Origin of the sequence: Pseudomonas sp. GM30 (genome assembly GCF_000282275.2) — a bacterium.
GTDB lineage: Bacteria > Pseudomonadota > Gammaproteobacteria > Pseudomonadales > Pseudomonadaceae > Aquipseudomonas.
This window is the reverse complement of the sequence record NZ_AKJP02000011.1, coordinates 1-24,563: the sequence shown is the minus strand read 5'-3', so window position 1 is coordinate 24,563 and position 24,563 is coordinate 1. Positions and strand designations below refer to the sequence as shown.

Here is a 24,563-nt window from a genome sequence, read left to right as displayed (position 1 = left end):
AATAACCCTTAGAAGTTGTCAGTGGAGGTGAACACGCCGACGCGAAGGCCTTCGGCGGTGTAGATTTCGCGACCGTCGACAGTCACCGAACCGTCGGCGATGGCCAGGTTCAGCTTGCCCTTGAGGACGCGTTTGATATGAATGTTGTAGGTGACTTTCTTGGCGGTCGGCAGGACCTGGCCGAAGAATTTCACTTCGCCCGAACCCAGCGCACGGCCACGGCCCGGCAGGCCTTGCCAGCCCAGGAAGAAGCCGACCAGTTGCCACATGGCATCCAGACCCAGGCAGCCCGGCATCACCGGATCGCCCTCGAAGTGGCACGCGAAGAACCACAGGTCAGGGTTGATATCCAGCTCGGCGACCAATTCACCTTTGCCGTACTTGCCGCCTTCTTCGCTGATCAGGGTGATGCGATCCACCATCAGCATGTTCGGGGCGGGCAGTTGCGCGTTACCTGGGCCGAACAGCTCACCGCGACTGCAGCGCAGCAGGTCTTCCCGAGTAAAGGCGTTTTGTTTGGTCATGCGAGCTCCTCAATAATCCCATGCGGCAGGTGGGGCAAAACTTCCCGGCCGATCGACGCGTTCATGCCTCGTACCGGCAGCCTACTCATAGACTATTGCGTTGTGGTGAAAGTCACAGCACCAAGGACATGAATGTACACTTGTGCACTGAAATTTTTATTCAAGTCTCTTTTGAGGCTTGTTCGGGTGCCTAAGACTGCCGCACTTTCGCTTTTCACGCCAGTCGCAGATGGTCGAAAAACCGTCACTACTGCACCCAGCGCTGCAGAATCTGTTGTAGGTCATTGCGTTTGAACGGCTTCGCCAGGTAATCGTTCATGCCCGCCGCAAGACAGGTTTCACGGTCGCCCTGCAAAGCATTGGCGGTCAGCGCGATGATCGGTACCTCGCCGCGTCCGGGCAGTTGGCGGATCTGCCGGGTCGCCTCGTAGCCGTCGATGATCGGCAACCGGCAGTCCATCAGAATCACTTCGAAATCATTGCCTTCGGCGCTGCGCACCGCTTGCGCGCCATCGGTGGCGACGCTGACGGTAAAGCCCAGGCTGCGCAGCATCGCTTCGATGACGGTCTGGTTGACCGGATTGTCCTCCACCAGCAACACATTGCGCCCCTCACCATGCCCGTTGCCATTGGCTGCACGCGGTGCCGCCAGTTGCGGCAACGTCTGCTTATATAAGGCCAGCGGGATTTCCAGAGTGAACACCGACCCCAGGCCTTCTTCGCTTTGCGCGCGTAACGTCCCGCCCATGCGTTCGGCCAGGGTGCGGGCGATCGGCAAGCCGAGGCCGGTGCCGCCATAGCGCCGGGAAATCGAACTGTCGGCCTGCTGGAACGCATTGAACATCAACTCCAGGCTTTCCGAGGAGATGCCGATGCCGCTGTCGCGCACCGAACAGGTGAACCACAGCAGTTCGTGATCCAGCGACTGCCACTGCGCCTCGATGCTGACCCGGCCGCGCTCGGTGAACTTCAACGCGTTGCCCACCAGATTGACCAGAATCTGCCGGATCCGCGTCGGATCGCCCTGCACCTGCAAGTCGCGCATGTCCTCGGGAATCCGCAGGTTCAGGTCCAGGCCACGCTGCACCGCGCTGTGCTGGAACGACTGGGCACACGCGCCGATCAGGTCGGCGAGGTTGAATGGAATGTGCTCAAGCTCCAGCTCCGAGCGTTCGATCCGCGAGAAATCGAGAATGTCATTGATGACTTTCAGCAGGTGTTCGGTGGACTCGGACGCGAGCGCCGCGTACTCGATCTGCTCCTCGGTCATGTCCGTAGTTTCCAGCAACTGCAACATGCCCAACACACCGTTCATGGGGGTGCGCAGTTCGTGGCTCATCATCGCCAGAAAATCGGATTTGGCGTTGTTGGCCTTTTCCGCTTCCTCGCGGGTCTGGATCAGTTGCGCCATCGCCTGATGCTGTTCGCGGCTGGCCTGCTCCAGGGCCTGGGCGAGGTTGTTGATGTGTTGCGACAGGGCGCCCAGTTCGGTGTCATCGACGATCGGCAGCGGGGTCTTGTAGTCGCCTTGCTGAATCGCCTTGACCGCGTTGCCGATATCGCGGATCGGCGCCGACAGGCTGCCGGCCAGGCGCCGCGCCAGAACAAACGTGAAGAGCAGGGCAAACAAAGCCAGAATTGCGGCCTTGAGCAGAATTTCCTGTTGGCGCTGACTGAAGGCATCGTTGGACAGACCGACGATCACCCGGCCCAGATAGTCCTCGCTGGTCACGTTGTTGCTGGCTTTGGCGTCGTGGAAAAAATCGCTGTTGAGGGCGATCCGTTGCAGGCGCACCGGGGCCTGAAACACCTCGACCTGATGCGGACGGTTGTGCGCGTCGGCGGCTTGCTCAACGTAGGCGAGAATCCGGTTGGCGCTGTCCTGCACTTCCAGAAAACGCACGTTGGGTGTGGCCAGGGTCGCTTTGAGCAGGCTTTCCAGCACTTCGTTGTTGCCGGAAATCACTCCGTATTCGGTGGCGGGCGCCAGTTGGTTGGCGATCAGTTGCCCGGTGTGATTGAGCTCCTGCCGTAAATCCTGAATTCGTACGAAGGTAAAGAAACTGATCAGCAGCAGCGTGAGCAGCAAGGCCGGGCCGAGGCTGATCAATTGCGTGCGGGTGTTGATGTCCCAGCGGCGACGCAGATTCATGGGTGGCTTTCTCCTTCAGCCAACTGGCGGGCAACAGACACTTCATCGATTGGCTCGATACCCAGTGAACGAGCGACCTGCGCATTACTTGAAACTTTGAAACGATCGGGGTAGAGCGTGCGCGGCCACGTTGCCGGCGGGCGATCCAGCAACTGGTCGAGGATCGCCAGCCAGTCAGGCTGATCGCTGTAAGTGCTGGCGAGGCTCCCTGCGCGCACGAACGCCGCGTTCGGCCCGACCAGCGCCACCTGCCGGGAGTAGCTGCTCAGCAGCAGGTTTTTTGCGGTTTTCGGGTTGTACAGATCGGGATCGTCGAGGCCCAGCAACACATCACTGTTTCTCAGCACGCTTTGCAACGGGCGACTGTCCTGGGTGTTGTCCCAACGCTGGCTGACGATTTGCAGATTCAGCGGTTCTGCGGCGTGGTGCAGCTCCTTGAGCAGAAATTCGCTGTGCTGATCGAACAGCACGCCGACCCGCCGCACCTGCGGCAGAATCCGCCGAATCAGTTGCAGTTGCCGCCCCAGCGGCGGGTCGCTCCACAGCAGACTCAAGTGCGGCGGTTGTGCGCCACCCAGGCGTTGCCGCGCTTGCAATCGGCTGATGCGCAACACCAGCGTCGCCGGCCCCTGGGACTCCTGCAGGCGCCAGTCGAGGCTGGGCAGGTCGAGCAGAATCATTCGCAGGTTGCCCGGCAACTTGCCCGGCGTCGGCAGGCTGGCCAAAGGCTGGAACCGCACGTTGTCAGTGGGGCGTAGCTCGCTTAATGCCTGGACGAAGGCCTGCACGCCAGGGCTTTCTTCGGCGCCGGTCAACAGAATGTCGGCCGCTTGCACCGCCACGCCGTGCAGCCACGCGGTCAAAAACAGACAGACACCGGCCAGCCAGTGGCCAAGGGTTGGCGTCTTGTTCAGCGTGCCGTAGCGCACCCTAGAACTCCAGCTCGGCGCTGAAGTACAGCACCCGGCGTTCGTCGTAATTGTTGTCGACGAAAGTCGTCGGCTGGTTGTCGAGCCGCTGTTGCAGCACGCCGGCCAATTGCAGTTGCGCCTTGCCCAGCGGGATGCGTTTGGCGATGCGCGTGTCGACCCGTTCGAAGCGGTAGCCGTTGAGCGCGTTGTCGCCGTAATAGAACAGGGCGCTGTTCCAGCCGTGGCCCCAATCGCGCAGCCAGCCGGCAGAACCGCTGTTGCGCGAGGTGAATTGCTGATCCAGCGGATTGCTCGCCTCGGCATCGACGTAGGCATAGGTCAGGCGCAGGCGATCGATCATGCTCAGGCGCCAGTCGAGCTGGGTTTCTGTGCCGCGAAAACGCGAGCTGTTGGCGTTGCTGGCGATGTACTGGTTGTTGCGCAGCGGCTCGCTGATCATCCCGGTGATTTCGTCGTAGAACAGCTTCACGTCCACAGCCAGCCCCAGCTCGGCGAAATAGCCGTTGTAGCCCAGTTCGCGCGAGCGCATGTGTTCCTGATCGAGATCACCCGGGCCACGGGTCTTGACGAAGTAGCGCGCCGAAGACTGACCGTAGGCCGAGGGGCGCAGGTTGCTCACCTGATAGCTCCAGTTGACGTTGTTCTCGAACATGTCCGGCGAACGGATCGCCTCCGAGTACACGGCGCGCAGGCCATGGCGCGGGTTGATCAGATAGTTGACGGCGAATCTTGGCGTCAGCGAGCTGCCGATCAGTTGAGTGTTTTCGAACATCGCGCCGCCCTGCAACAGCCAATGTTCACTGGCGCGCCACTCCAGTTGGCCGAACGCGCGCCAGGTGGTGTCGTCCAGCGTGCCGTTGAAGTAGGTCTCGGAGTCGGCCCGGTCGTAACGATAGTTCATGCCGCTGACCAGCCGCAGGCTGTCGGACAGACTGAGGGTGTCCTGCAATTCGAGGTCGTAGCGCGACTCGCGGGCGCTTTGATCGATGTCGCCGCACAGGGTCTGGCTGGCACCGTTGCGCCATTGATCCAGCACCTGATTGGCCAGGGCCATTTCCTGCGGCGTTCCGGCTTCCGGACCGGGGCCGGTGAAGCGGTTGATGTTGCGCGCCAGGCGTTCGGTGTAGTTCGGGTTGAGTTGCCACAGCTGGGTCAGTTGCGGGCTGAACGACACTTCGGCATCGCAGGCGCGCCACACCTGCTGGCGATCCCAATGCTGGGCCGAGCCTTGTATATAAAGGCTGTGTTCGGGGTTGATGTCGAGATTCCAGCGCACCGAGCCGGCGTAATCCTTGGCGACCACGTCAGAATTGTTCCCGGCAGCGGTAATCCCCGAGAACACCGGACGGTAGGTGTAGGGCCGCTGGTTGCTGCCGTCCTTGGCGTTGACCTGCCAGTCGAGGCTCTGGTTGTCGCTCAGGGTCTGGCTGACGGCGAGACTAAAGCGGTTCAAGCGACGGCTGTCGCGGTAATCGGCGCCGGTGCGGTCGCTGTCGAAGCCGTCGTCCTCCTGGCCGGACAGCGACAGGCGCAGATCACCGCCGTTCCAGCCGGTGCCCTGGCTGGCATAGAAGTCGTTGATGCCGCGCTGGCCACGGGTGTACTTCAGGCGCGTGCCGTGGCTGTCTGCCGGGTTGCGGGTGATGATGTTGACCACCGCCATCAGTGCGTTGGCGCCGTAGCTGACGGTGTTCGGCCCACGGAAAACCTCGATGCGCTCGATGTCTTCCATGGCCACCGGAATATCACTCCAGTCCACCGTGGCCAGGCCTGCGCGGTACACCGAGCGGCCATCGATCAGCACCTGCATGCGCCGCGCTTCACTGGCATTGGTCCCGTGGTAATTGACCGCCGCCTGATTGCCGCTGATGTTGCCGACCATCATCCCCGGCACCAGGCGCAGCAGCTCGCTGATGTCTCGTGCACCGCTGGCGTTGATCAGCTCACTGTCGAGAACGGTCATGCTCCCCGGCACTTCCGCCGGCGTCTGCTTCAGGCGCGTGGCCGTCAGCACCTGCGGCAGCGCGTCACTGTCGACAAACAGGTCGTCCGCCTGCAACACCGGGCTGAACAACAGCGCCAGCAGCAACGACGAACGCGAAGGGGGAGAGCCAAGAGACACGACACAGCCTTGATCACAGAGATTTGGCGCGCATGTTAACCGAGGACAGTGACTTTTCCAGTCACGATGCTGGCATTTTCCTCGGCTTTATTGGTCTTCTTCCTACAAGTGTCGGTAATTGACGCGGGGGCTGGCCGCGCTCCGGTCGCCCCGTATAATGCCGGCATCGCCACTGGTATGGATTAACGGATTGCATATGACTGAACAGCGCCCGATTGCGGTCCTGGGAGGCGGAAGTTTTGGTACCGCCGTGGCCAATCTATTGGCCGAGAACGGCCATCAAGTCCGGCAGTGGATGCGTGACCCCGAGCAGGCCGAGGCTATCCGGGTCAACCGCGAGAACCCGCGTTACCTCAAAGGCATCAAGATTCTGCCGGGAGTGACTGCTGTCACTGACCTGCAGGCCACCCTCGATGCCTGCGAGCTGTGCTTCGTCGCGCTGCCGTCGAGCGCGCTGCGCACGGTGCTGGCTGCCCACGCCGAGCGCCTGAGCGGCAAGATGCTGGTCAGCCTGACCAAGGGCATCGAAGCCCACACCTTCAAACTGATGAGCCAGATCCTCGAAGAGATCGCCCCGCAGGCGCGCATCGGCGTGCTGTCCGGGCCGAACCTGGCGCGGGAGATCGCCGAGCACGCGCTGACCGCCACGGTGGTCGCCAGTGAAGACGAAGAGTTGTGCAAACAAGTGCAGGCTGCGCTGCATGGTCGCACCTTCCGCGTTTACGCCAGTGCCGACCGCTTTGGTGTCGAGCTGGGCGGGGCGCTGAAAAACGTTTACGCGATCATCGCCGGCATGGCGGTGGCGCTGGAGATGGGCGAGAACACCAAGAGCATGCTGATCACTCGCGCCCTGGCCGAGATGACCCGTTTTGCGGTGAATCAGGGCGCCAACCCGATGACCTTCCTCGGTCTGGCCGGGGTCGGTGATTTGATCGTGACGTGTTCATCGCCGAAGAGCCGCAACTATCAGGTCGGGTTTGCCTTGGGTCAGGGCCTGAGCCTCGATGAAGCGGTGTCGCGCCTGGGCGAAGTGGCCGAAGGGGTCAACACCCTGAAGGTGCTCAAGGCCAAGTCCCAGGAGGTTGGCGTGTACATGCCGCTGGTCGCCGGGCTGCATGCGATTCTGTTTGAAGGACGCACGCTGGAGCAGGTGATCGGTCTACTGATGCGTGCCGAACCGAAAACCGACGTCGACTTTATTTCCACCAGCGGTTTCAACTGATTCAACAGGAAGCGAGCCATGAACGATCCGAAAACCGAAGCCAAGTACGAATCCATTCTCCTGCGGGTGCTGTGGATGATCGTCTACGTGCTGGTCTGGCAAGTGGCGCAGTTCATCCTCGGCGCCGTGGTGCTGGTGCAACTGATCTATCGTTTGATTTACGGCGCGCCGAGCGCCAGCCTGATGAATTTCGGCGACAGCCTGAGCCAGTTCCTCGCGCAGATCGGCCGCTTCGGCAGCTTTCACAGCGACCAGAAACCCTGGCCGTTTGCCGACTGGCCAACCCCGCGTGCCCCGGAAGGCGAAGCGCCGCACGCCGTGCCGCCAGCGCCGCATCCGGCCCGCGATGAGGAACCCAAGCTATGAAACTCTGGGTGTTGCGTCACGGCGAGGCGGTGCCTTACGGCTCGTGCCCTGACTCCGAGCGGGCGTTGACCGAACACGGTCGCAAAGAAGCGTTGAGCAGCGCCGCGCAATTGATCGGCCAGCCACTGACGGCGATCTACGCCAGCCCTTATCTGCGTGCGCAACAGACCGCACAGATTGTCCGCGAGGCGCTGGGGTTCGAGCCGGAGATTCGTACCGTCGAGTGGCTGACCCCTGAAACCGATCCGGACAAGGTCACCGATCAACTGGTGTCGGTGAGCAATGTGCTGCTGGTCAGCCATAACCCGTTGGTGGGCAATCTGTTGAGTTATCTGCAGCATGGTGCCGGGTATCCGCCGGAGAAGGTCAGTACCGCTGGCCTTGCCGAGCTGGAAAGCCCTGAATTGCTGATTGGCTCGATGACCCTCAACAGCCTCAAGCACCCGTAACACCCTTCCCTTGTAGGAGTGAGCCTGCTCGCGATGAGGCCCTGTCAGCCGAAACGAAGGTTGACTGATACACCGCTATCGCGAGCAGGCTCACTCCTACAGGTTCTTCGTACGGCCGAAATTATTTGTTTGAATTTTCCAACCAAGCACTTGCTTGGTTGACTACGCTTGCTCCAGACCAAAAAAACAGGAGCGAGTCGCATGTCTGCCGCATTCCGTTTGCCGCTGGACGTGTTCTACGAACGTGAGGCCCGGCACCCGCGCCAACGCTTTCTCGTGCAACCCGTCGGCGGCGGGCAGGTCGAGACCCTGACCTGGGCCGATGTCGGTCATCAGGCCCGTTGCGCCGCGCATTGGCTGCGCGCCCGGGAATTGCCGCATGGCAGCCACATCGCGCTGATCTCGAAAAACTGCGCGCACTGGATCATTGCCGATCTGGCGATCTGGATGGCCGGGCATGTGTCGGTGCCGCTGTATCCCAACCTCACGGCAGACTCGGTCAATCAAGTGCTGACGCATTCGGAAAGTGTGCTGGCGTTCATCGGCAAACTCGATGACTGGCCGGGCATGTCCGCCGGGATACCGGCGGACATGCCCACCATCAGCCTGCCGCTGCATCCGCCCGGCGAGTTTGATTTCAGCTGGGACGACTTGCAGAAAAGCTCGCCGATCCGGGACGATCCGCGCCCGGCAGGCGAACAACTGGCAACCATCATCTACACCTCCGGCACCACCGGGTCGCCCAAAGGCGTGATGCACAGCTTTGCCAATCTGGGGTTTGCCACCACTCGCGGGACGCAGTTATTTGGGCTCAACGAGAACGACCGGCTGCTGTCGTACCTGCCGCTGTGCCATGTCGCTGAACGCATGTTCGTTGAGCTGGCGTCGATCTACACCGGGCAAACTGTGTTTTTTGCCGAAAGCCTCGACACCTTCATCACCGACCTGCAACGGGCACGGCCGACCGCGATGTTCGGCGTGCCGCGGATCTGGACCAAATTCCAGATGGGCGTGTACGGCAAGATCCCCGCCAAGCGCCTGGATTTCCTGCTCGGTCTGCCATTCATTGGCAAACGGGTCGGGCACAAGGTACTGGCCGGACTGGGCCTTGATGCCTTGCGCGTTGCCCTGTCCGGCGCGGCGCCGGTGCCACAGACCCTGCTCGACTGGTATCAGAAGCTCGGCCTCGATGTACTGGAGGTCTATGGCATGACCGAGAGTTGTGGTTACTCGCACATTTGTCTGCCGGGCCAGTACAAACAGGGCTGGATCGGCAGACCGTGCCCGGAGGTCGAGGTGCACATCGATGAGTCCGGCGAGGTGCTGGTGCGCAGTCAGGCGAACATGCTCGGCTATTTCAAGGAACCGCAGAAAACCGCCGAAACCCTCACTGAGGACGGTTTTCTGCGTACCGGCGACAAGGGCGAACAGGATGCCGAGGGGCGCTTGCGCCTGACCGGGCGACTCAAGGAAATCTTCAAAACGAGCAAAGGCAAATACGTCGCCCCGGCGCCGATTGAAAACCGTCTGGCGGTGCACTCGCGGATCGAACAGGTGTGTGTGGTCGGCGATGGTTTGAGTGCGCCGCTGGGGTTGTGCGTGCTGTCGACGGTCAATCAGGACGAGGGGCGGGCCAGTCTGCATTCGAGCCTGGAAAAACTGCTGGAAGAGGTCAACGCCGTGCTCGACAAGCATGAACGGCTGCGGCGGCTGGTGGTGGTCAAGGACAGTTGGGCGGTGGAAAACGGCTTTCTCACGCCGACCTTGAAGATCAAGCGTAATGTCATCGAAGACACCTATGGTGCACGGTTCGAAGAATGGAGCGCGCGCAGCGAGGCGGTGCTGTGGCAGGATTGACTGACGATCAAAACAACAAAGGAAGCCTGCGATGACCTTGTGGCGCACCACTCCAAACATCGAGCAGTTGAACGCAATCCAGAAAAACACCATCGGCGAAGTGCTGGATATCCGTTTCGAGTCCTTCGACGAGGAATCGCTGACGGCGAGCATGGTCATCGACCACCGCACCCATCAGCCTTACGGTCTGCTGCACGGCGGCGCCTCGGTGGTGCTGGCGGAAACCGTCGGTTCGATGGCCAGTTATCTGTGCATCGACGCGAGCAAGTTCTATTGCGTGGGGCTGGAAATCAACGCCAACCATTTGCGCGGCTTGCGCAGCGGGCGGGTGACCGCGGTGGCCAAACCGATTCACATCGGTCGCACCACGCACGTCTGGGATATCCGCCTGACCAGCGACGAGGGCAAGGCCAGTTGTGTGTCGCGTTTGACCATGGCGGTGGTGCCATTGGGTGAGCAGCCGCCGCTGCGGTGATGATCTATAAGATCAAAAGATCGCAGGCTGCGCCAGCTCCTACATGGGATCGTATTTCAGTGCAGGAGCTGGCGCAGGTTCGGGCCGCGATCGGACGATCTTTTGCTTTTCACGACATCTCCACCACCCTTTCTGGCAGTTATGGTCATTGCTGCGGCTCCTGGTCTTACGGACAATCAACATCACGTTTCCCGTTCATGGATAAGCCTGCATGTCGCAACCGATCTTTTTCGCCCACGCCAACGGCTTTCCCTCGGGCACCTATGGCAAGTTGTTCGCGGCGCTGGCGCCCGAGTACCGGGTTGCGCATCTGGATCAGCATGCCCATGACCCGCGTTTCCCGGCGGACGACAACTGGTACAACCTGGTCGACGAACTGATCCACCATCTGCAGCAGCAGGATCAACCGGTGTGGGGCGTCGGCCATTCGTTTGGTGGCGTGTTGCACCTGCACGCGGCGTTGCGTTGCCCTGAGCTGTATCGCGGCGTGGTGATGCTCGATTCGCCGGTGCTGACTCGCACTGACCAGTGGGTGATCCGCGCGGCGAAGCGCTTCGGCTTCATCGACAAACTGACCCCGGCCGGACGTACGTTGGGGCGGCGCGAAGAGTTCGCCGATCTCGACACGGCGCGCAGCTATTTTGCCGGCAAGACCCTGTTCCGCGGTTTCGATCCGGAATGCTTCGATGCCTATCTGCAACACGGATTGCATACAGTCGGCGGCAAGTTGCGTCTGCGCTTCGACCCGGCCACCGAAATCAGTATCTACCGCGGCGTGCCACACACCAGTCCGGGGCGCACACGCCAATTGCAGGTGCCGCTGGCCGTGGTGCGTGGCCACAAGAGCCGGGTGGTCATGCGTCATCACAGCCGATTCGTCGGGCGCCTGCCGCAGGGTGAAGCGCTGAGCATGCCTGGCGGGCACATGTTCCCGCTCGAACGTCCGCAAGACACGGCGCGCCTGCTCAAAGAGCTGTTTACGCGCTGGGAGCGCCGCCAACAGAAGGACTGCGCATGAGCCCGATCTTCGAAGAAGTGCGCCTGAGCCTGCCGCATATCGAACTGGCCGCGCATTTGTTCGGCCCGGAGGACGGTCTGCCGGTGATCGCCCTGCATGGCTGGCTCGACAACGCCAACAGCTTTGCGCGCCTGGCGCCCAAGCTCAAAGGCTTGCGCATTATCGCGCTGGACATGGCCGGGCATGGGCATTCCGGGCATCGGCCCAACGGCGCCGGTTATGCGCTGTGGGACTACGCCCATGATGTGTTGCAGGTCGCCGAGCAACTGGGCTGGAAACGCTTCGGTCTGCTCGGGCATTCGATGGGCGCGATCGTTTCGCTGGTGCTGGCCGGTTCGTTGCCGGAGCGCATCAGCCACCTGGCGTTGATCGACGGGGTGATTCCTCCTACGGACAAAGGCGAAAATGCCGCCGAGCGCATGGGCATGGCCCTGCAAGCGCAACTGGATCTGCGCGAGAAGCGCAAGCCGGTCTACAACACCCTTGATCGTGCCATCGAAGCGCGGATGAAGGGGCTGGTGGCGGTCAGTCGCGAAGCCGCGGAACTGCTGGCGCAACGCGGTTTGATGCCGGTGCCCGGTGGATATACCTGGCGCACCGACAATCGCCTGACCCTGCCGTCACCGCTGCGCCTGACTCAAGAGCAGGCGATGGCTTTCGTCCAGCGCGTCACCTGCCCGGCGCAACTGGTGGTCGCCGCCGACGGCATGCTGGCCAAACATCCGGAGTTGCTGGAGCGTCTACCCTTTAGCCAGGAACAGCTGGCGGGCGGGCATCATTTGCACCTGAACGATGAGTCCGGTGCCGACCTTGTCGCAGACTGTTTCAATCGCTTCTTCGCCACTCCTTGACTTGCACCGGGCAACTGTCGAGGCTGGGCGGGTTGAAATGGGAGACAAACACGATGGATTTCTATACCGCTGCGCCCCCGACCCGCCAAGCCATGCCGATCCGATGAGCCTGACTATGCGGTCACTCAGTCTGTTGGCGCTGTGCTGTTTCAGTTCCGTTTCGTTCGCCGCCGACGTGCCCGGCAGCCAGGATCTGCAGATCGTGCCGCGTCTGGCCGATGCACAGATCGTCGACTATCGCCCTCCTGTGGAGCTTGAGCGGATCTATCCGCTGGGTTCAATCCGCAAGATCAGCGGCCAGTTGCGCTTTGACGGCCAAGTCACGGCGCGCGGCCAGACCACTTCGGTCACCTACGAGTTGCCCCCGGAACATTCCGCCACCGAAGCCTTCACCGCCGCTCGTGAAGCCCTGCAAAAGCAGGACGCCGAGTTGCTGTTCTGGTGCCAGGCCCGCGATTGTGGCGAAAGCAGCCTGTGGGCCAATGAAGTGTTTGGCAACTCCAAGCTGTACGGTGCCGACGAGCAACAGGCCTATCTGCTGTTGCGTCTGGCCGCACCGAAGGACAACACCCTGGTGGCGCTCTACAGCATCACCCGCGGCAATCGCAAAGCCTACCTGCATGTCGAACAGTTTGAGGCGGGCGCGTCGCTGGGCGAGCTGTTGCCGACCTCGGCCACGCTGTTGCGACAGCTCAAAAGCACCGGTGAACTGGACTTTCCCAAGCTGACCGGGGATCCGGATGACACTTGGCTGCGGCTGATTTCCCGTGGCTTGAACCTCGACACCACCCAGCGCGTGACGATTGCCGGACCCAAGGCTGAGGCCTGGCGGCAGGCACTGATCGATCAGGGGGTGCGGGCGGCGCGGATGGAGGCGGGGAGCGCCGACGGCTCTGGACTACGCATCGATCTGTTGCGCTAAGCTGCACCGGGCGCGCACGCGTGGCGTGTTCGCCTACTCTTTGATCGACTGACTTCTTCGAGACTCTACATGCTCAATAACGATCGGCTGTTGGTGCAAATCCTCCTGCTGGTGCTGTTCGGTGCCAGTTTTTGGGTGATGGCGCCGTTCTGGTCGGCGCTGTTCTGGGGCGCGGTGCTGGCGTTTGCCAGTTGGCCGCTGATGCGGCTGCTGACCCGCTGGCTCCATGGTCGCGAGTCCCTTGCGGCAGCTATTTTGACCCTGGGCTGGATGTTGCTGGTGGCGGCGCCGCTGGTGTGGCTGGGGTTCAACCTTGCCGATCACGTGCGCGATGCCACGGCGTTTATCAAGGATGTGCAGGTCGATGGTCTGCCGGAGGCGCCGGTCTGGCTCGGCAGCGTGCCGTTAGTGGGCGAGCGGTTGGTCGGGCTCTGGAACAGCATCGATCAGCAGGGCGCCGCGCTGATGGTGTCGATCAAGCCGTACCTGGGGCAGGTCGGCAACTGGCTGCTGGCGCGCAGTGCGCAGATTGGCGGCGGGATTCTCGAGCTGACCCTGAGCATTGTCTTCGTGTTCTTTTTCTATCGCGACGGGCCGCGGCTGGCGGCGTTTGTACACAGTCTGCTGGAGCGGCTGATCGGTGAGCGTGCCGGATATTACATCGAACTGGTGGCCGGCACCGTGCAGCGAGTGGTCAACGGGGTGATCGGTACGGCGGCGGCGCAGGCGGTTCTGGCGTTGATCGGCTTCCTGATTGCCGGGGTCCCGGGGGCGTTGGTGCTGGGGATCGTGACCTTTCTGTTGAGCCTGATTCCGATGGGACCACCGTTGGTGTGGATTCCGGCCACGGCCTGGCTGGCCTGGAAAGGTGAGTATGGGATGGCGGTGTTTCTCGGGATCTGGGGGACGTTCATCATCAGCGGCGTGGATAACGTGTTGAAGCCTTATCTGATCAGCCGCGGGGGGAATCTGCCGTTGGTGATTGTGTTGCTTGGGGTGTTTGGCGGGTTGATTGCGTTTGGGTTTATCGGGTTGTTTATCGGGCCTACGTTGTTGGCGGTGGCTTATAGTTTGTTGACGGATTGGAGTAAGAGTCAGGCTCGGGTTTAGGCGCTGCGACAGGCTTTTTTGGGATGGTGGGCATATCCGTTTTTTTGGGTGTTGCGGCTGGCGGTTTCGCCCTTACGGCGAGTCACTTTTTACAAACGCCTAAAAAGTAACCCAAAACGCTTGCTCCTACGTTCGGCCCGCTCGCTGGGGCTCGGGGTCCCTTCGCTCCGGGATTGATCCGGGCGCAGCGCCTACGGTTTGCTTCGCTGCACCTCCTCTCGATGTGTTCGACTTCGTCGAACGGTCGCTGCGCTCCCACCCCCGGATAAACCCCTCCACTCAGCCTGCCGACGGGGCCGGCACGGCAAGATCAAGAGCTTTCGGCGAGCTGACACTCGGCCATTGAGTGGGGCGGCTTCGCCGCGTACGGTGCATACAGTTCAAAATTGTGGGAGCCAGCCTGCTGGCGATGGCGGCCTTATAGCCGACCAATTTCCAACTGACGGCCTTCAATCGTTGTGGGAGCTGGCTTGCCAGCGATGGCGGCCTTAAAGCCAACTAATCTCTAACTGCCTGTACTCGATCCAATTGTAGGAGTGAGCTTGCTCGCGAAGAGGCATATCAGGCAACCAGCCTCTCACGGCCACACCCAAATGACCGTTCCCACACCACTGCATGGAAACGATCACTTATCACCCCATCAACTCAAGTCGCCACATTCAGGTACTTGCCCACCGGCGCAGCATTGTCCAGCGAATACTGCTTGCTCAAGTTGGCAATCATGCGGTTCAGCGCTTCGCTGGTGGTCTGGGCAATGGTGGTCTGATCTTCGGGCGGGCGTTCCCGACCCCCCTGCAACGCCGCTTTCAGTTCATCGCTGCTCACGCCGCCACTGCTGTCGCTGTCGAGTACCTTGAGCAGCGCGGCGCTGGTGTCAGTGCTGTTCGTTGAGGTGTTGTCACTGCTCTGTAGTGCGCTGCTCAGTTCGGTCGCGCTGATGCTGCCATCACCATCGGCATCCAGTTGGCTGAACAGTTCATCACTGGAAACCTGAGGCGGCGGAGGTGGAGGCGGGGTCAGGCTGGCGGTGAGTTCGTCCTGGCTGACGGTGCCGTCCTTGTTCTTGTCCAAGGCCGAGAAGATCTGGTTGCTGTCGGCGCTGCTGCCGGCGCTGGTCAGGCCGTTGCTTAGTTCGTCGCTGCTGATGACGCCGTCGCCATCGGTGTCGAGGGCGCTGATCAGGGCGTCGGCGAGGTCGGTGTTGGGCGCTTGATCCTGCAGTGGCGGTGGGGGCGCCATGGCGCTCATTTCTTCGGCGCTGAGGCCGCCGCTGGCATCGCTGTCCAGGTCGCCGAATTGTTTGCTCAGGTTGACCAGCAGGCCGTCGTCGGACTTCTGCGACAGGGCACTGCTCAGTTCGTCCTGGTCCACCGCGCCGTCGCCGTTGCTGTCGAGTTTGGCGAACAATTGCTTTTGCAGTTGCTGGCTGCGGGCGTTCTGGGTGGAGGTGCTGCTGGTGCTGGTATAGCTCGTGTAGTTGCTGACGCTACTGATCATGGGCTCACTCCTTGGACTGTAAAACCGGTGGGTGTACCGGCTTGTGCAGACTCACGGGGCAAGTTGTCCTGGGTATCTTGGCTTTGTACCGGGTGGTACACAGATGCCCCGATCCCCTGGAGCTGCCGAAGGCTGCGATCTTTTGCCGTTGCCCTATCCATCACCCAGCAGAATCAAATGATCGCAGCCTCGTTGCACTCGACAGCTCCTGCAAATGGCTTTGATGTTTCTCAGGTGCGCGGCAGGCGGATGATGGCGGTCAGGCCGCCACTGGGGGTTTCTTCCAGGTTCAATTGCCCGCCCAGACGCTGCGCGGCTTCGCGGGCGATGGTCATGCCCAGGCCGACGCCGCCGGAGTTGCGGTTGCGTGAACCTTCCAGGCGAAAGAACGGTTCGAACACCGCTTCGCGTTTGTCTTCGGCAATGCCCGGGCCGTGGTCGATCACGCGGATCAGCAGTTGCTCGCGTTGATCCTGCAGTTCGATGCGCGCCTGTCCGGCGTAGCGCAGGGCGTTGTCCATCAGGTTGTTGATGCACGAGCGCAGCGCCATCGGTTGTACCTGCAGCGGCGCGCAATGGCCGCTGACTTCAACGTCTGCGCCTTGATCCTGAGCGTTCTCGCACAACGATTCGACCAGCGCCTGCACATCCATCAACTGCAGGGCTTCGCTGGTGCGCTGTTCGTGCAAGTAGGTGAGGGTGGCATCGAGCATGCCAATCATGTCGTTAAGGTCCTGGCGCATTTGACCTTGCAGTTTTTCGTCGGCGATCTGTTCCAGGCGCAGCTTCAACCGCGACAGTGGGGTGCGCAGGTCGTGGGAGACGGCGCCGAGCATGCGTGCCCGTTGCTGCACCTGTTCGCGAATGCGTTGTTGCATCAGGTTGAAGGTGTGCGCCGCTTGTCGTGCCTCGCGCGGGCCGGACTCGTCCAGCGGTGGGCTGTCGAGGTTTTCGCTGAGGCGTTCGGCGGCGTCGCTCAGGCGCTGGATCGGCCGGCTGAGCAGTTTGGCGCCGTACCACGCAGCAATCATCAGCGAGATGAACTGGAAGGTCAGCGGTACCAGCGGCCCGCCGAACCACGGACGCGGCGGGCGATGGGCGAAACGCGGATCCGGCGGCGGCCGCTGGCCGTCGACGCCCTCGGTAAACTCCGGCGGGGGTGGCGGTGGGGGCGGGCCGTAGTGGTGAAACCAGGCAAAGGCCAGCAGGTGCGCCAGGACGATCGCCACGAACAGCATGCCAAACAGGCGGCCGAACAGCGTGTCGAAGCGCGCTCGCATCAGCCGATGTCTCGCGCGTCGAACAAATAACCTTCACCGCGCACGGTTTTGATCAACTGCGGGGCTTTCGGGTCGTCGCCGAGTTTTTGCCGCAGGCGCGACACCAGCAAATCGATGCTGCGGTCGAACGCCTCGATCGAACGGCCACGGGCGGCATCCAGCAGTTGTTCGCGGCTGAGTACCCGGCGCGGGCGTTCGATGAAGACCCAGAGCAGGCGGAATTCGGCGTTGGACAGCGGCACCACCAGGCCATCGTCGGCAATCAATTGGCGCAGCACACTGTTCAGGCGCCAGTTGTCGAAGCGAATGTTGGCGCGCTGTTCGGTGCGGTCATCGCGCACGCGGCGCAGGATGGTCTGGATCCGCGCCACCAGCTCCCGGGGTTCGAACGGTTTGGCCATGTAGTCATCGGCACCCAGTTCCAGACCAATGATGCGGTCGGTGGGTTCGCAGCGGGCGGTGAGCATCAGAATCGGGATGTCCGATTCGGCGCGCAGCCAGCGGCACAGCGACAGGCCGTCTTCGCCGGGCAGCATCAGGTCGAGCACCACCACGTCGAAATGCTCGGCCTGCATCGCCTGACGCATGGCTGCGCCGTCGGTGACGCCGCTGGCGTGGATGTTGAAGCGCGCGAGGTAGTCGATCATCAGCTCGCGAATCGGCACATCGTCATCGACGATCAGCGCACGGATGCTCCAGCGCTTGTCGTCTTTCTGCTCATCAGTCACGGTGGTCTGGGTGTTGTGCATGGGGCTGTTCATCTGCCAGTAGGCCGCCAACCACAAAGATGGGCTGCGAGGTGGTGGTTTCAGCATAGGCGTCCTGCCGTGAGGCGGGAAGTGCTGATGTAAGGACGTGTTGCGGCTGGCGAGGCTAGCGCGGGCGCTTGTTGGCGGCGTGTCGGTTGTGTATCGGCTTCGACACAATTGCACCGAGCGCTATGCTGATCACGTTTGCGGCGACGATTTACCGATCATCGGGTGCCGCGCTGGCGCCGCTTCCGCTACAATGCGCGCCGATTTCGACTTGCCTGAGAGCCCATCCATGTCCGCCTGCCAGACTCCTATCATCGTCGCCCTGGATTTCCCCACCCGTGACGCCGCACTGAAGCTGGCCGACCAGTTGGACCCGAAACTGTGCCGGGTCAAAGTGGGCAAGGAACTGTTCACCAGTTGCGCCGCGGAAATCGTCGGCACCCTGCGTGACAAGGGCTTCGAGGTGTTCCTCGACCTGAAATTCCATGACATTCCCAACACTACCGCGATGGCGGTGAAAGCCGCCGCCGAGATGGGCGTGTGGATGGTCAACGTGCATTGCTCCGGTGGTCTGCGCATGATGGCCGCCTGCCGTGAAGAGCTTTCCAAGCGCAGCGGCCCGCAGCCGTTGCTGATCGGTGTGACCGTGCTGACCAGCATGGAGCGCGAGGATCTGGCCGGTATCGGTCTTGACATCGAGCCGCAGGAGCAGGTCCTGCGCCTGGCTGCGCTGGCCGAGAAGGCCGGGATGGACGGTCTGGTGTGCTCGGCACTGGAAGCCACTGCGCTGAAGTCGGCGCACCCGTCGCTGCAACTGGTGACCCCGGGGATTCGTCCGGCAGGCAGTGCGCAAGATGATCAGCGCCGTATCCTGACGCCGCGTCAGGCGCTGGATGCCGGTTCCGATTACCTGGTGATCGGCCGCCCGATCAGCCAGGCGGCGGATCCGGCCAAGGCACTGGCTTCGGTCGTGGCCGAAATCGCGTAAGAAAACACCATAAAACCTGTGGGAGCGAGCTTGCTCGCGAAGAGGGAGTTTCAGTCACCCAAGATGTTGGCTGATCCACCGCATTCGCGAGCAAGCTCGCTCCCACATTTGTTATATGGTGGATTTAAACCTTCAGCACCAACTTGCCGAAGTTCTCCCCGCTGAACAATTTCATCAGCGTTTCCGGAAAGGTCTGCAGACCTTCGACGATGTCTTCCTTGCTCTTGAGCTGCCCCTTGGCCATCCAGCCGGCCATTTCCTGCGCGGCACTGGCGTATTGCGCGGCATAGTCCATCACCACAAAACCTTCCATGCGCGCACGGTTGACCAGCAGCGACAGGTAGTTGGCCGGGCCTTTGACCGCTTCCTTGTTGTTGTACTGGCTGATGGCGCCGCAGATCACCACCCGGGCTTTCGGTGCCAGACGGCTGAGCACAGCGTCGAGAATCTCGCCGCCGACGTTATCGAAGTACACGTCGACGCCTTTCGGGCACTCGCGCTTGAGTCCAGCCAGCACGTCCTCATGCTTGTAGTCGATGGCGCCGTCGAAGCCCAGCTCATCAATCAGGTATTTGCACTTGTCGGCACCACCGGCGATGCCGACGACCCGGCAGCCTTTGATCTTGGCGATCTGCCCGGCAATGCTGCCCACCGCGCCGGCTGCTCCCGACAGCACCACGGTGTCGCCGGCCTTCGGTGCGCCGACGTCGAGCAGCGCGAAGTAAGCGGTCATGCCGGTCATGCCCAGGGCGGACAAATACACCGGCAACGGTGCCAGTTTCGGATCGACCTTGTAGAAACCTCTGGGCTCACCGAGGAAATAATCCTGCACGCCGAGGGCGCCGTTGACGTAGTCGCCGACGGCAAAGCCCGGGTTGTTCGAAGCGATGACCTGGCCCACGCCCAAGGCGCGCATGACTTCACCGATTTCTACCGGCGGAATGTAGGACTTGCCCTCGTTCATCCAGCCGCGCATGGCCGGGTCGAGGGACAGGTATTGGTTTTTCACCAGTATCTGACCAGCGCCCGGTTCGCCGACCGGGACTTCCTGGTAGGTGAAGGTCTCACGGGTCGCAGCCCCCACCGGGCGTTTGGCGAGGAGGAACTGGCGATTGGTCTGGCTGGTCATGGCAGGCACTCGAACTGAATGAAGCCTTGTTGATAGACCCTAGAGGCCAATGCTGCAAGGTCGGCTGATGTGGCGAATGCGCAATGATCCAGTGCAGTGATAGTGGCCCACAGGCTTTTATCACTGCGACGGATGAAGGCATAAACAGCCTTCTGATAGTGCTGACTCGGGACGGGCCCCGGTGACTATGCTGCGAGTCTGCAAATCCCTCCTGCATCTCTCCCTTCGAGGACATAACAATGAGCATGACGTTTTCCGGCCAAGTGGTCGTAGTCACCGGAGCGGCCAACGGTATCGGCCGGGCGACCGCCCAGGCGTTCGCCGCCGAAGGTTTGAAAGTGGTGGTGGCCGACCTGGACGCGGCAGGGGGCGAAGGCACGGTGGCGCTGATTCGTACAGCCGGTGGCGAAGCGACCTTCGTACGCTGCAACGTTACCGTCGAAAGCGAAGTGAAGAATCTGATGGACGAGGTGATCAATACTTACGGGCGCCTGGACTACGCCTTCAACAATGCCGGGATCGAAATCGAGCAAGGCAAGCTGGCTGACGGCTCGATGGACGAGTTCGACGCGATCATGGGCGTCAATGTCAAAGGCGTGTGGTTGTGCATGAAATATCAGTTGCCGCTGTTGCTCGCTCAGGGCGGCGGGGCGATCGTCAACACCGCGTCGGTGGCGGGGCTTGGCGCGGCGCCGAAGATGAGCATTTATGCGGCGTCGAAACACGCGGTAATCGGCCTGACCAAATCGGCGGCGATCGAATATGCGAAGAAGAAAATCCGCGTCAACGCGGTGTGTCCGGCGGTGATCGACACCGACATGTTCCGCCGCGCCTACGAGGCCGATCCGAAGAAAGGCGAATTCGCCAACGCGATGCACCCAGTGGGGCGCATCGGCAAGGTCGAGGAAATCGCCAGCGCCGTGCTGTATCTGTGCAGCGATGGTGCGGCGTTTACCACCGGTCATTCCCTGGCCGTGGATGGCGGCGTCACGGCTTTCTGACGCCGAGTGGCAAGACTCTGGAACCCGCCTCAGTGCGGGTTTTCCTGTTGCTGGGTGCCAGTTCCGTTAAACCGCTAAACAATGTGTATCAAACGGTTAGAACGGCTGCTTTTGACGGCGTTGTCGCACAGCCTGAACGACGCGGCTGTGATTTACTGCCGCCAGCAAAATGGACAGGAGTTTGCGTGCTCATGGAATTGAGAATTGACCGACAGGCAATGGTGCCGGTCGTACAGCAGATTGTTGATGGCATGACTGAGTGGATCTCGCGAAGCGGTGTGGCGCCGAGCACGCGTTTGCCCTCCGTCAGGCAGATTGCGCGCTCCAATCTGCTGAGTCAGTCGTGTGTGGCCGAGGCCTGCGAACGGCTGGTGGCGCAAGGCGTTCTGGCCCCGCGTCAGGGCGCCGGGTTTATGGTGGCCGCGCAGGGCGGCGGGGTGATCGGGATTGACTGCGGGCAGGCACACAGCGGGTTGAAACTCGGCGAGGGAGGCTTGCCGCAGAGCTGGCGTGAATCCGACGACCTGAGTTATGCGATCCGTCAGGTGGCCCGTACCGACATGGCGAGTCTGTTCAATTACAGCAGCCCGCTGGGGCTGCCGGCGCTACGCGAGCAGATCGTCAAACGCCTCAGGCTGATCGGCGTCGAGGCTCTGGATGAGCAGGTGCTGACGACCTCCGGTGCGAGCCAGGCGCTTGATCTGCTCGCGCGCACATTGTTGAAGGCCGGTGACTGCGTTGTCGTCGAAACCCCGGGCTATGCGCCGTTGTTCGAGCTGTTGCGCCTGTACGGCGTGCAGTTGCTGGAAGTGCGCCGCACGCCGAGCGGGCCTGATCCTCAGGCGCTGGAAGCGCTGCTGCGGCAGTTCCGGCCGGTTGCGATGTTCATCAACAGTCACCACCACAATCCCACCGGCTCTTGCCTGACCCTTGGCGTTGCCCAACAGATCCTGCGGTTGTGCAACGCTCACGATGTGCGAGTGATCGAGGACGATGTCTACGCCGACCTGCACAATGGCAATGGCACACGCCTGGCGGCACTCGATGAGCGAGTGATCTATGTCGGCAGCTTTTCCAAGACACTGAGCAGCTCGCTGCGCGTCGGGTTTGTCTACGCCGAGCCGGCGCTGATTGCGCGGCTGGGGCGGATCAAGATGATCAGTAGCATGGGCGCTTCGAGTTTCAATGAGGCGGTGCTGACTAGTCTTCTGGCCAATGGCGCCTATCGCAAAATGGTCCAGCGCCAGCGTCAACGGTTGAATACCGATCGGGTCGCCGCGTTGCAGGCGCTGGAAGACGCCGACTGGGAGGTTTTCGGTAAGCCGTGTGGCGGCCTGTTCATCTGGGCCCGTGCCCCTCTGGGCGATACTGGCCGCTTGCACAGTCAGGCGCAGTGCAATGGTGTCAACCTTTGCGACTCGGGGGCCTTCAGTCCGAGTGGCGAACCCAGTGAGTGGCAGCGGATCAACGTGGCCTATGCCTGTGATCCCAGGGCCCGGCAGTTTTTTCGCAATACCGGTGTGAATCGACCTCAAGCGTTCTGAAAACGACGCGTGCGTAGCTTTTTGCCATTATTCCGACGCCAGAGACTTGTGCTGCTCCATGGCCGTTGCGAATCTTCGGCAACAGACTTTGGCAGGGGGCTTCGCGCAATGATTTCCGCCGTGCAAGGACGTTTTGCCAACCTCGGTATGGCGAAGAAACTGGGTATCGGGTTCGTGCTGGTGCTGCTGTTGACTGCGCTGGTGGCTGCCATTGGTGTCTGGTCCCTGCAGACCATCAGTCAGCGTTTCGATGGGCTGAAGCAGATGTCGGCGCTCAACAGTGCACTGCTCAAGGTGCGGCTGTTGGAGCAGGATTATGCGCTGCACAGCAACCCGAAAACCGTCGATGCCTTGCACGAAGGCGTAGACGCTTTGCTGGCTCAGGCCGCGCAACTCAAGGCGCATTCACCGGCCAACGTGGCGGTGATGGGGGATGTCGAGCAGGCACTGGGCGCTTATCGCAAGGCTTTCGATGAGTTTGTCTCGCTGACCCAGGCCAAGGATCTGGCGCTGGAAATGGCCAGTTGGTCGGTGTCCAGCGTGGCCAATAACCTGGACGTGCTGCAGGCCGGTCTGGCCGATGATGGCGCGTATACCTTGAAGGACACCGAAGGCAAGGACGGCGCGCAATTCATCGAGCAGGCCAGTCAGGTCAGTCAAGTGTCGCGGCTGATGCTGCAGGCGATGAACGAGGCGCGGATTCGTCTCGACCAGAGCCGCAAGGGCGATGCCGAGAGTGCCGGCAAGGGCAACATCGAGCAGGCCGCCCAGGCGCAGGCTCAGGCCGAGCAGTTGAAGACCACCGTCAAGGATGAGGGTTACCTGACGGTACTCAATGAAGTGTCCGGGCACATCGCCGGTTTCAACGACAAACTCGCCGAGTACACCGGCCTGCTGGCCCAGGAAAAAACCGTCTACGAACAGTTGCACCAGCGTGCGGCGCAGGTGATGGCGCGCGTGGATCAGGCGTATGGCGCCGAGGACGGCGCGATGCAGGCGGAACTGAAGAAGAACTCCGCGTTGATCATCGGTTCTTCGGCGCTGGCATTGCTGGTCGGGCTGATTGCCGCGTGGGTTATCACCCGCTTGATTGTCGCGCCGTTGCGCAGCGTGATGCGGGTGGCACAGCAGATTGCGGCCGGGGATTTGAGTGCGAGGGTGGAGGTCACCCGGCGTGATGAGATCGGGCAACTGATGCTGGCGATGCAGCAGATGGGCACCGGGCTGAGCACGATCGTCAGCGGTTTGCAGGCGGGCATCGAGCAGTTGGCCAGTTCCGCGCAGTCGCTGTCGGCGGTCACCGAGCAGACCAACCTTGAGGTCAACAGCCAGAAGGAAGAGACCGAGCAAGTGGCCACGGCCATGAACCAGATGACCGCCACCGTGCATGATGTGGCGCGCAATGCCGAGGAGGCCGCGCTGGCCGCGCAAACGGCGGATGCCAAGGTCGAGAGCGGGCAGCAGGTGGTGCGCCAGAGCATGGTGCGGATCGAGCAACTGGCGGACTCGGCGACGTCGGCCAGTTCGAGCATCGAAAGTCTCAGTGCGCAGATCCAGAACATCGGTACGGTGCTGGATGTGATCAAGAGCGTTGCCGAACAGACCAATCTGCTGGCGCTCAACGCCGCGATCGAGGCGGCGCGGGCCGGGGAACAGGGCAGGGGCTTTGCGGTGGTGGCCGATGAGGTTCGTGCGTTGGCGCGGCGTACGCAGCAATCGACCGAGGAGATCGAGCGGCTGGTCAGTGCGTTGCGTTCGGCGGCGCATTCGTCGGTGCAGCAGATTCAGAGCAGTGGTGAATTGGTGAAGCTGGCGGTCAGTGATGCGCTGCAGACCGAAAGTGCGCTGGGCAGTATTGCGGCGGCGGTTTCGTTGATTCAGCAGATGAATCAGCAGATTGCGGCGGCGGCCGAGGAGCAGAGTTCGGTGGCTGAGGAGATCAATCGCAGTGTGACGAGTATTCGTGCGAGTGCGGATCAGTCTTCGATGGCGATGCGGGGGAATGCGGTTTCGAGTGTTGAGCTGGCGCGGTTGGGGGGGGAGCTCAAGGGGATGGTTGGGCATTTTCGGCTTTGACGCTTTTGACTTGGCGGCCTCTGGGCCGACCAGGTTCTTGGGGTTTTGGGTGTATATCCGTTGCTTCGGGTGTTGCGGCTGGCGGTTTCGCCCTTACGGCGACTCCCTTTGGCAAACGCCCCAAAGGAAGCAAAGGTCTGGGCCCCGGCGTTCGGCCCTCGCTTAGGCTCGGGTTCCTTCGTTGCGGGATTCATCCGGGCGCATCGCCTCCGGTTTGCTTCGCTGCACCTCCTCTCGATGTGTTTGGCTGCGCCAAACGGTCGCTGCGCTCCCACCCCCGGATAAACCCCTCC

The 24,563-nt window shown here is 61.7% G+C and carries 21 protein-coding genes and 1 pseudogene; 14 read left to right on the top strand and 8 right to left on the bottom strand.

Annotated features, from left to right (window positions below; genetic code table 11):
* Positions 1-8 precede the first annotated feature (8 nt).
* The 4 genes from fabA to PMI25_RS07780 form a co-directional block, all read right to left on the bottom strand.
* The gene (gene fabA, locus PMI25_RS07795) at positions 9-524 is read right to left on the bottom strand and encodes a 3-hydroxyacyl-[acyl-carrier-protein] dehydratase FabA (RefSeq protein WP_003227150.1); all 516 of its coding nucleotides are present in this window, start codon (positions 522-524) and stop codon (positions 9-11) included.
* 247 nt (positions 525-771) lie between these two features.
* Positions 772-2,676, bottom strand: coding sequence for a response regulator (locus PMI25_RS07790; protein ID WP_007968958.1), 1,905 nt, complete (start codon positions 2,674-2,676; stop codon positions 772-774).
* Positions 2,673-3,605, bottom strand: coding sequence for an ABC transporter substrate-binding protein (locus PMI25_RS07785; RefSeq protein ID WP_007968957.1), 933 nt, complete (start codon positions 3,603-3,605; stop codon positions 2,673-2,675). Before PMI25_RS07785 ends, PMI25_RS07790 begins: the two co-directional genes overlap by 4 nt.
* Before the next feature lies 1 nt (position 3,606).
* Positions 3,607-5,730 carry a TonB-dependent receptor plug domain-containing protein gene (locus PMI25_RS07780; RefSeq protein WP_007968956.1) on the bottom strand — a complete coding sequence of 708 codons (2,124 nt, stop codon included), beginning with the start codon at positions 5,728-5,730 and terminating at the stop codon, positions 3,607-3,609.
* Positions 5,731-5,926: 196 nt separating this feature from the next.
* Between PMI25_RS07780 and PMI25_RS07775 the strand changes: the two genes are divergently transcribed.
* The 9 genes from PMI25_RS07775 to PMI25_RS07735 all read left to right on the top strand — a co-directional run bounded on the left by PMI25_RS07775 (position 5,927) and on the right by PMI25_RS07735 (position 14,000).
* Entirely contained in the window at positions 5,927-6,952 is a 1,026-nt protein-coding gene (locus tag PMI25_RS07775) for an NAD(P)H-dependent glycerol-3-phosphate dehydrogenase (RefSeq protein ID WP_007968955.1), read from the top strand.
* A gap of 18 nt (positions 6,953-6,970) precedes the next feature.
* A complete protein-coding gene (locus PMI25_RS07770; protein WP_007968953.1) occupies positions 6,971-7,318 on the top strand; it encodes a DUF4389 domain-containing protein in 348 nt (115 codons plus the stop codon).
* Positions 7,315-7,767 carry a phosphohistidine phosphatase SixA gene (sixA, locus tag PMI25_RS07765; protein ID WP_007968951.1) on the top strand — a complete coding sequence of 151 codons (453 nt, stop codon included), beginning with the start codon at positions 7,315-7,317 and terminating at the stop codon, positions 7,765-7,767. Before PMI25_RS07770 ends, sixA begins: the two co-directional genes overlap by 4 nt.
* A gap of 201 nt (positions 7,768-7,968) precedes the next feature.
* Positions 7,969-9,624 carry an AMP-binding protein gene (locus tag PMI25_RS07760; protein WP_007968949.1) on the top strand — a complete coding sequence of 552 codons (1,656 nt, stop codon included), beginning with the start codon at positions 7,969-7,971 and terminating at the stop codon, positions 9,622-9,624.
* A gap of 31 nt (positions 9,625-9,655) precedes the next feature.
* Entirely contained in the window at positions 9,656-10,099 is a 444-nt protein-coding gene (locus PMI25_RS07755) for a hotdog fold thioesterase (protein WP_007968948.1), read from the top strand.
* Between the two features lie 211 nt (positions 10,100-10,310).
* Positions 10,311-11,117 (top strand): alpha/beta fold hydrolase, encoded by an 807-nt coding sequence (locus PMI25_RS07750; protein ID WP_007968946.1) that lies wholly within the window; start codon positions 10,311-10,313, stop codon positions 11,115-11,117.
* Positions 11,114-11,968, top strand: a complete 855-nt coding sequence (locus tag PMI25_RS07745; protein WP_007968944.1) for an alpha/beta hydrolase — start codon at positions 11,114-11,116, stop codon at positions 11,966-11,968. The genes PMI25_RS07750 and PMI25_RS07745 overlap by 4 nt, the downstream gene beginning before the upstream one ends.
* 115 nt (positions 11,969-12,083) lie before the next feature.
* Positions 12,084-12,890 (top strand): DUF4892 domain-containing protein, encoded by an 807-nt coding sequence (locus tag PMI25_RS07740; protein ID WP_007968942.1) that lies wholly within the window; start codon positions 12,084-12,086, stop codon positions 12,888-12,890.
* 69 nt (positions 12,891-12,959) lie between these two features.
* On the top strand, positions 12,960-14,000 hold the full coding sequence (locus tag PMI25_RS07735; protein WP_007968940.1) for an AI-2E family transporter: 1,041 nt from the start codon (positions 12,960-12,962) through the stop codon (positions 13,998-14,000).
* A 645-nt stretch (positions 14,001-14,645) separates the two neighbouring features.
* On the opposite strand, the gene xopAW is transcribed toward PMI25_RS07735, so the two are convergent.
* The 3 genes from xopAW to PMI25_RS07720 form a co-directional block, all read right to left on the bottom strand.
* Entirely contained in the window at positions 14,646-15,497 is an 852-nt protein-coding gene (gene xopAW / locus PMI25_RS07730; protein ID WP_007968909.1) for an EF-hand domain-containing protein, read from the bottom strand.
* Between the two features lie 230 nt (positions 15,498-15,727).
* Positions 15,728-16,777 carry a sensor histidine kinase gene (locus PMI25_RS07725; RefSeq protein ID WP_007968910.1) on the bottom strand — a complete coding sequence of 350 codons (1,050 nt, stop codon included), beginning with the start codon at positions 16,775-16,777 and terminating at the stop codon, positions 15,728-15,730.
* Positions 16,777-17,526 carry a response regulator gene (locus PMI25_RS07720; protein WP_041073744.1) on the bottom strand — a complete coding sequence of 250 codons (750 nt, stop codon included), beginning with the start codon at positions 17,524-17,526 and terminating at the stop codon, positions 16,777-16,779. Before PMI25_RS07720 ends, PMI25_RS07725 begins: the two co-directional genes overlap by 1 nt.
* Before the next feature lie 295 nt (positions 17,527-17,821).
* On the opposite strand from PMI25_RS07720, the gene pyrF reads away from it, so the two are divergent.
* Complete coding sequence (gene pyrF, locus PMI25_RS07715) at positions 17,822-18,520, top strand: orotidine-5'-phosphate decarboxylase (protein ID WP_007968913.1); 699 nt, start codon at positions 17,822-17,824, stop codon at positions 18,518-18,520.
* Between the two features lie 124 nt (positions 18,521-18,644).
* Here the strand turns inward: pyrF and PMI25_RS07710 are convergent, their stop codons facing one another.
* Positions 18,645-19,649: an NADP-dependent oxidoreductase gene (locus PMI25_RS07710; protein WP_007968915.1), complete on the bottom strand. Its 1,005-nt coding sequence runs from the start codon at positions 19,647-19,649 to the stop codon at positions 18,645-18,647.
* Positions 19,650-19,888: 239 nt separating this feature from the next.
* Between PMI25_RS07710 and PMI25_RS07705 the strand changes: the two genes are divergently transcribed.
* The 4 genes and pseudogenes from PMI25_RS07705 to PMI25_RS29855 all read left to right on the top strand — a co-directional run bounded on the left by PMI25_RS07705 (position 19,889) and on the right by PMI25_RS29855 (position 24,270).
* Positions 19,889-20,650 carry an SDR family oxidoreductase gene (locus PMI25_RS07705; protein ID WP_003227117.1) on the top strand — a complete coding sequence of 254 codons (762 nt, stop codon included), beginning with the start codon at positions 19,889-19,891 and terminating at the stop codon, positions 20,648-20,650.
* Positions 20,651-20,841: 191 nt separating this feature from the next.
* Positions 20,842-22,194: an aminotransferase-like domain-containing protein gene (locus PMI25_RS07700; protein WP_007968917.1), complete on the top strand. Its 1,353-nt coding sequence runs from the start codon at positions 20,842-20,844 to the stop codon at positions 22,192-22,194.
* Positions 22,195-22,302: 108 nt separating this feature from the next.
* Positions 22,303-23,361 (top strand): annotated as a pseudogene (locus PMI25_RS29860) (methyl-accepting chemotaxis protein); the annotation flags it as partial.
* A 27-nt stretch (positions 23,362-23,388) separates the two neighbouring features.
* A complete protein-coding gene (locus PMI25_RS29855) occupies positions 23,389-24,270 on the top strand; it encodes a methyl-accepting chemotaxis protein (RefSeq protein ID WP_431061454.1) in 882 nt (293 codons plus the stop codon).
* Positions 24,271-24,563 lie beyond the last annotated feature (293 nt).

What these genes read in the sequence shown, in the direction of transcription:
- PMI25_RS07775 (WP_007968955.1), top strand. Translation starts at nt 5,927, where the DNA reads ATGACTGAACAGCGCCCGATTGCGGTCCTGGGAGGCGGAAGTTTTGGT.
- PMI25_RS07760 (WP_007968949.1), top strand. Translation starts at nt 7,969, where the DNA reads ATGTCTGCCGCATTCCGTTTGCCGCTGGACGTGTTCTACGAACGTGAG.
- PMI25_RS07720 (WP_041073744.1), bottom strand. Translation starts at nt 17,526, where the DNA reads ATGCACAACACCCAGACCACCGTGACTGATGAGCAGAAAGACGACAAG.
- PMI25_RS29855 (WP_431061454.1), top strand. Translation starts at nt 23,389, where the DNA reads ATGCTGGCGATGCAGCAGATGGGCACCGGGCTGAGCACGATCGTCAGC.
- PMI25_RS07700 (WP_007968917.1), top strand. Translation starts at nt 20,842, where the DNA reads ATGGAATTGAGAATTGACCGACAGGCAATGGTGCCGGTCGTACAGCAG.
- sixA (WP_007968951.1), top strand. Translation starts at nt 7,315, where the DNA reads ATGAAACTCTGGGTGTTGCGTCACGGCGAGGCGGTGCCTTACGGCTCG.
- PMI25_RS07705 (WP_003227117.1), top strand. Translation starts at nt 19,889, where the DNA reads ATGAGCATGACGTTTTCCGGCCAAGTGGTCGTAGTCACCGGAGCGGCC.
- fabA (WP_003227150.1), bottom strand. Translation starts at nt 524, where the DNA reads ATGACCAAACAAAACGCCTTTACTCGGGAAGACCTGCTGCGCTGCAGT.
- PMI25_RS07735 (WP_007968940.1), top strand. Translation starts at nt 12,960, where the DNA reads ATGCTCAATAACGATCGGCTGTTGGTGCAAATCCTCCTGCTGGTGCTG.
- PMI25_RS07725 (WP_007968910.1), bottom strand. Translation starts at nt 16,777, where the DNA reads ATGCGAGCGCGCTTCGACACGCTGTTCGGCCGCCTGTTTGGCATGCTG.
- PMI25_RS07740 (WP_007968942.1), top strand. Translation starts at nt 12,084, where the DNA reads ATGCGGTCACTCAGTCTGTTGGCGCTGTGCTGTTTCAGTTCCGTTTCG.
- PMI25_RS07755 (WP_007968948.1), top strand. Translation starts at nt 9,656, where the DNA reads ATGACCTTGTGGCGCACCACTCCAAACATCGAGCAGTTGAACGCAATC.
- PMI25_RS07745 (WP_007968944.1), top strand. Translation starts at nt 11,114, where the DNA reads ATGAGCCCGATCTTCGAAGAAGTGCGCCTGAGCCTGCCGCATATCGAA.
- xopAW (WP_007968909.1), bottom strand. Translation starts at nt 15,497, where the DNA reads ATGATCAGTAGCGTCAGCAACTACACGAGCTATACCAGCACCAGCAGC.
- PMI25_RS07750 (WP_007968946.1), top strand. Translation starts at nt 10,311, where the DNA reads ATGTCGCAACCGATCTTTTTCGCCCACGCCAACGGCTTTCCCTCGGGC.
- PMI25_RS07770 (WP_007968953.1), top strand. Translation starts at nt 6,971, where the DNA reads ATGAACGATCCGAAAACCGAAGCCAAGTACGAATCCATTCTCCTGCGG.
- pyrF (WP_007968913.1), top strand. Translation starts at nt 17,822, where the DNA reads ATGTCCGCCTGCCAGACTCCTATCATCGTCGCCCTGGATTTCCCCACC.
- PMI25_RS07710 (WP_007968915.1), bottom strand. Translation starts at nt 19,649, where the DNA reads ATGACCAGCCAGACCAATCGCCAGTTCCTCCTCGCCAAACGCCCGGTG.
- PMI25_RS07790 (WP_007968958.1), bottom strand. Translation starts at nt 2,676, where the DNA reads ATGAATCTGCGTCGCCGCTGGGACATCAACACCCGCACGCAATTGATC.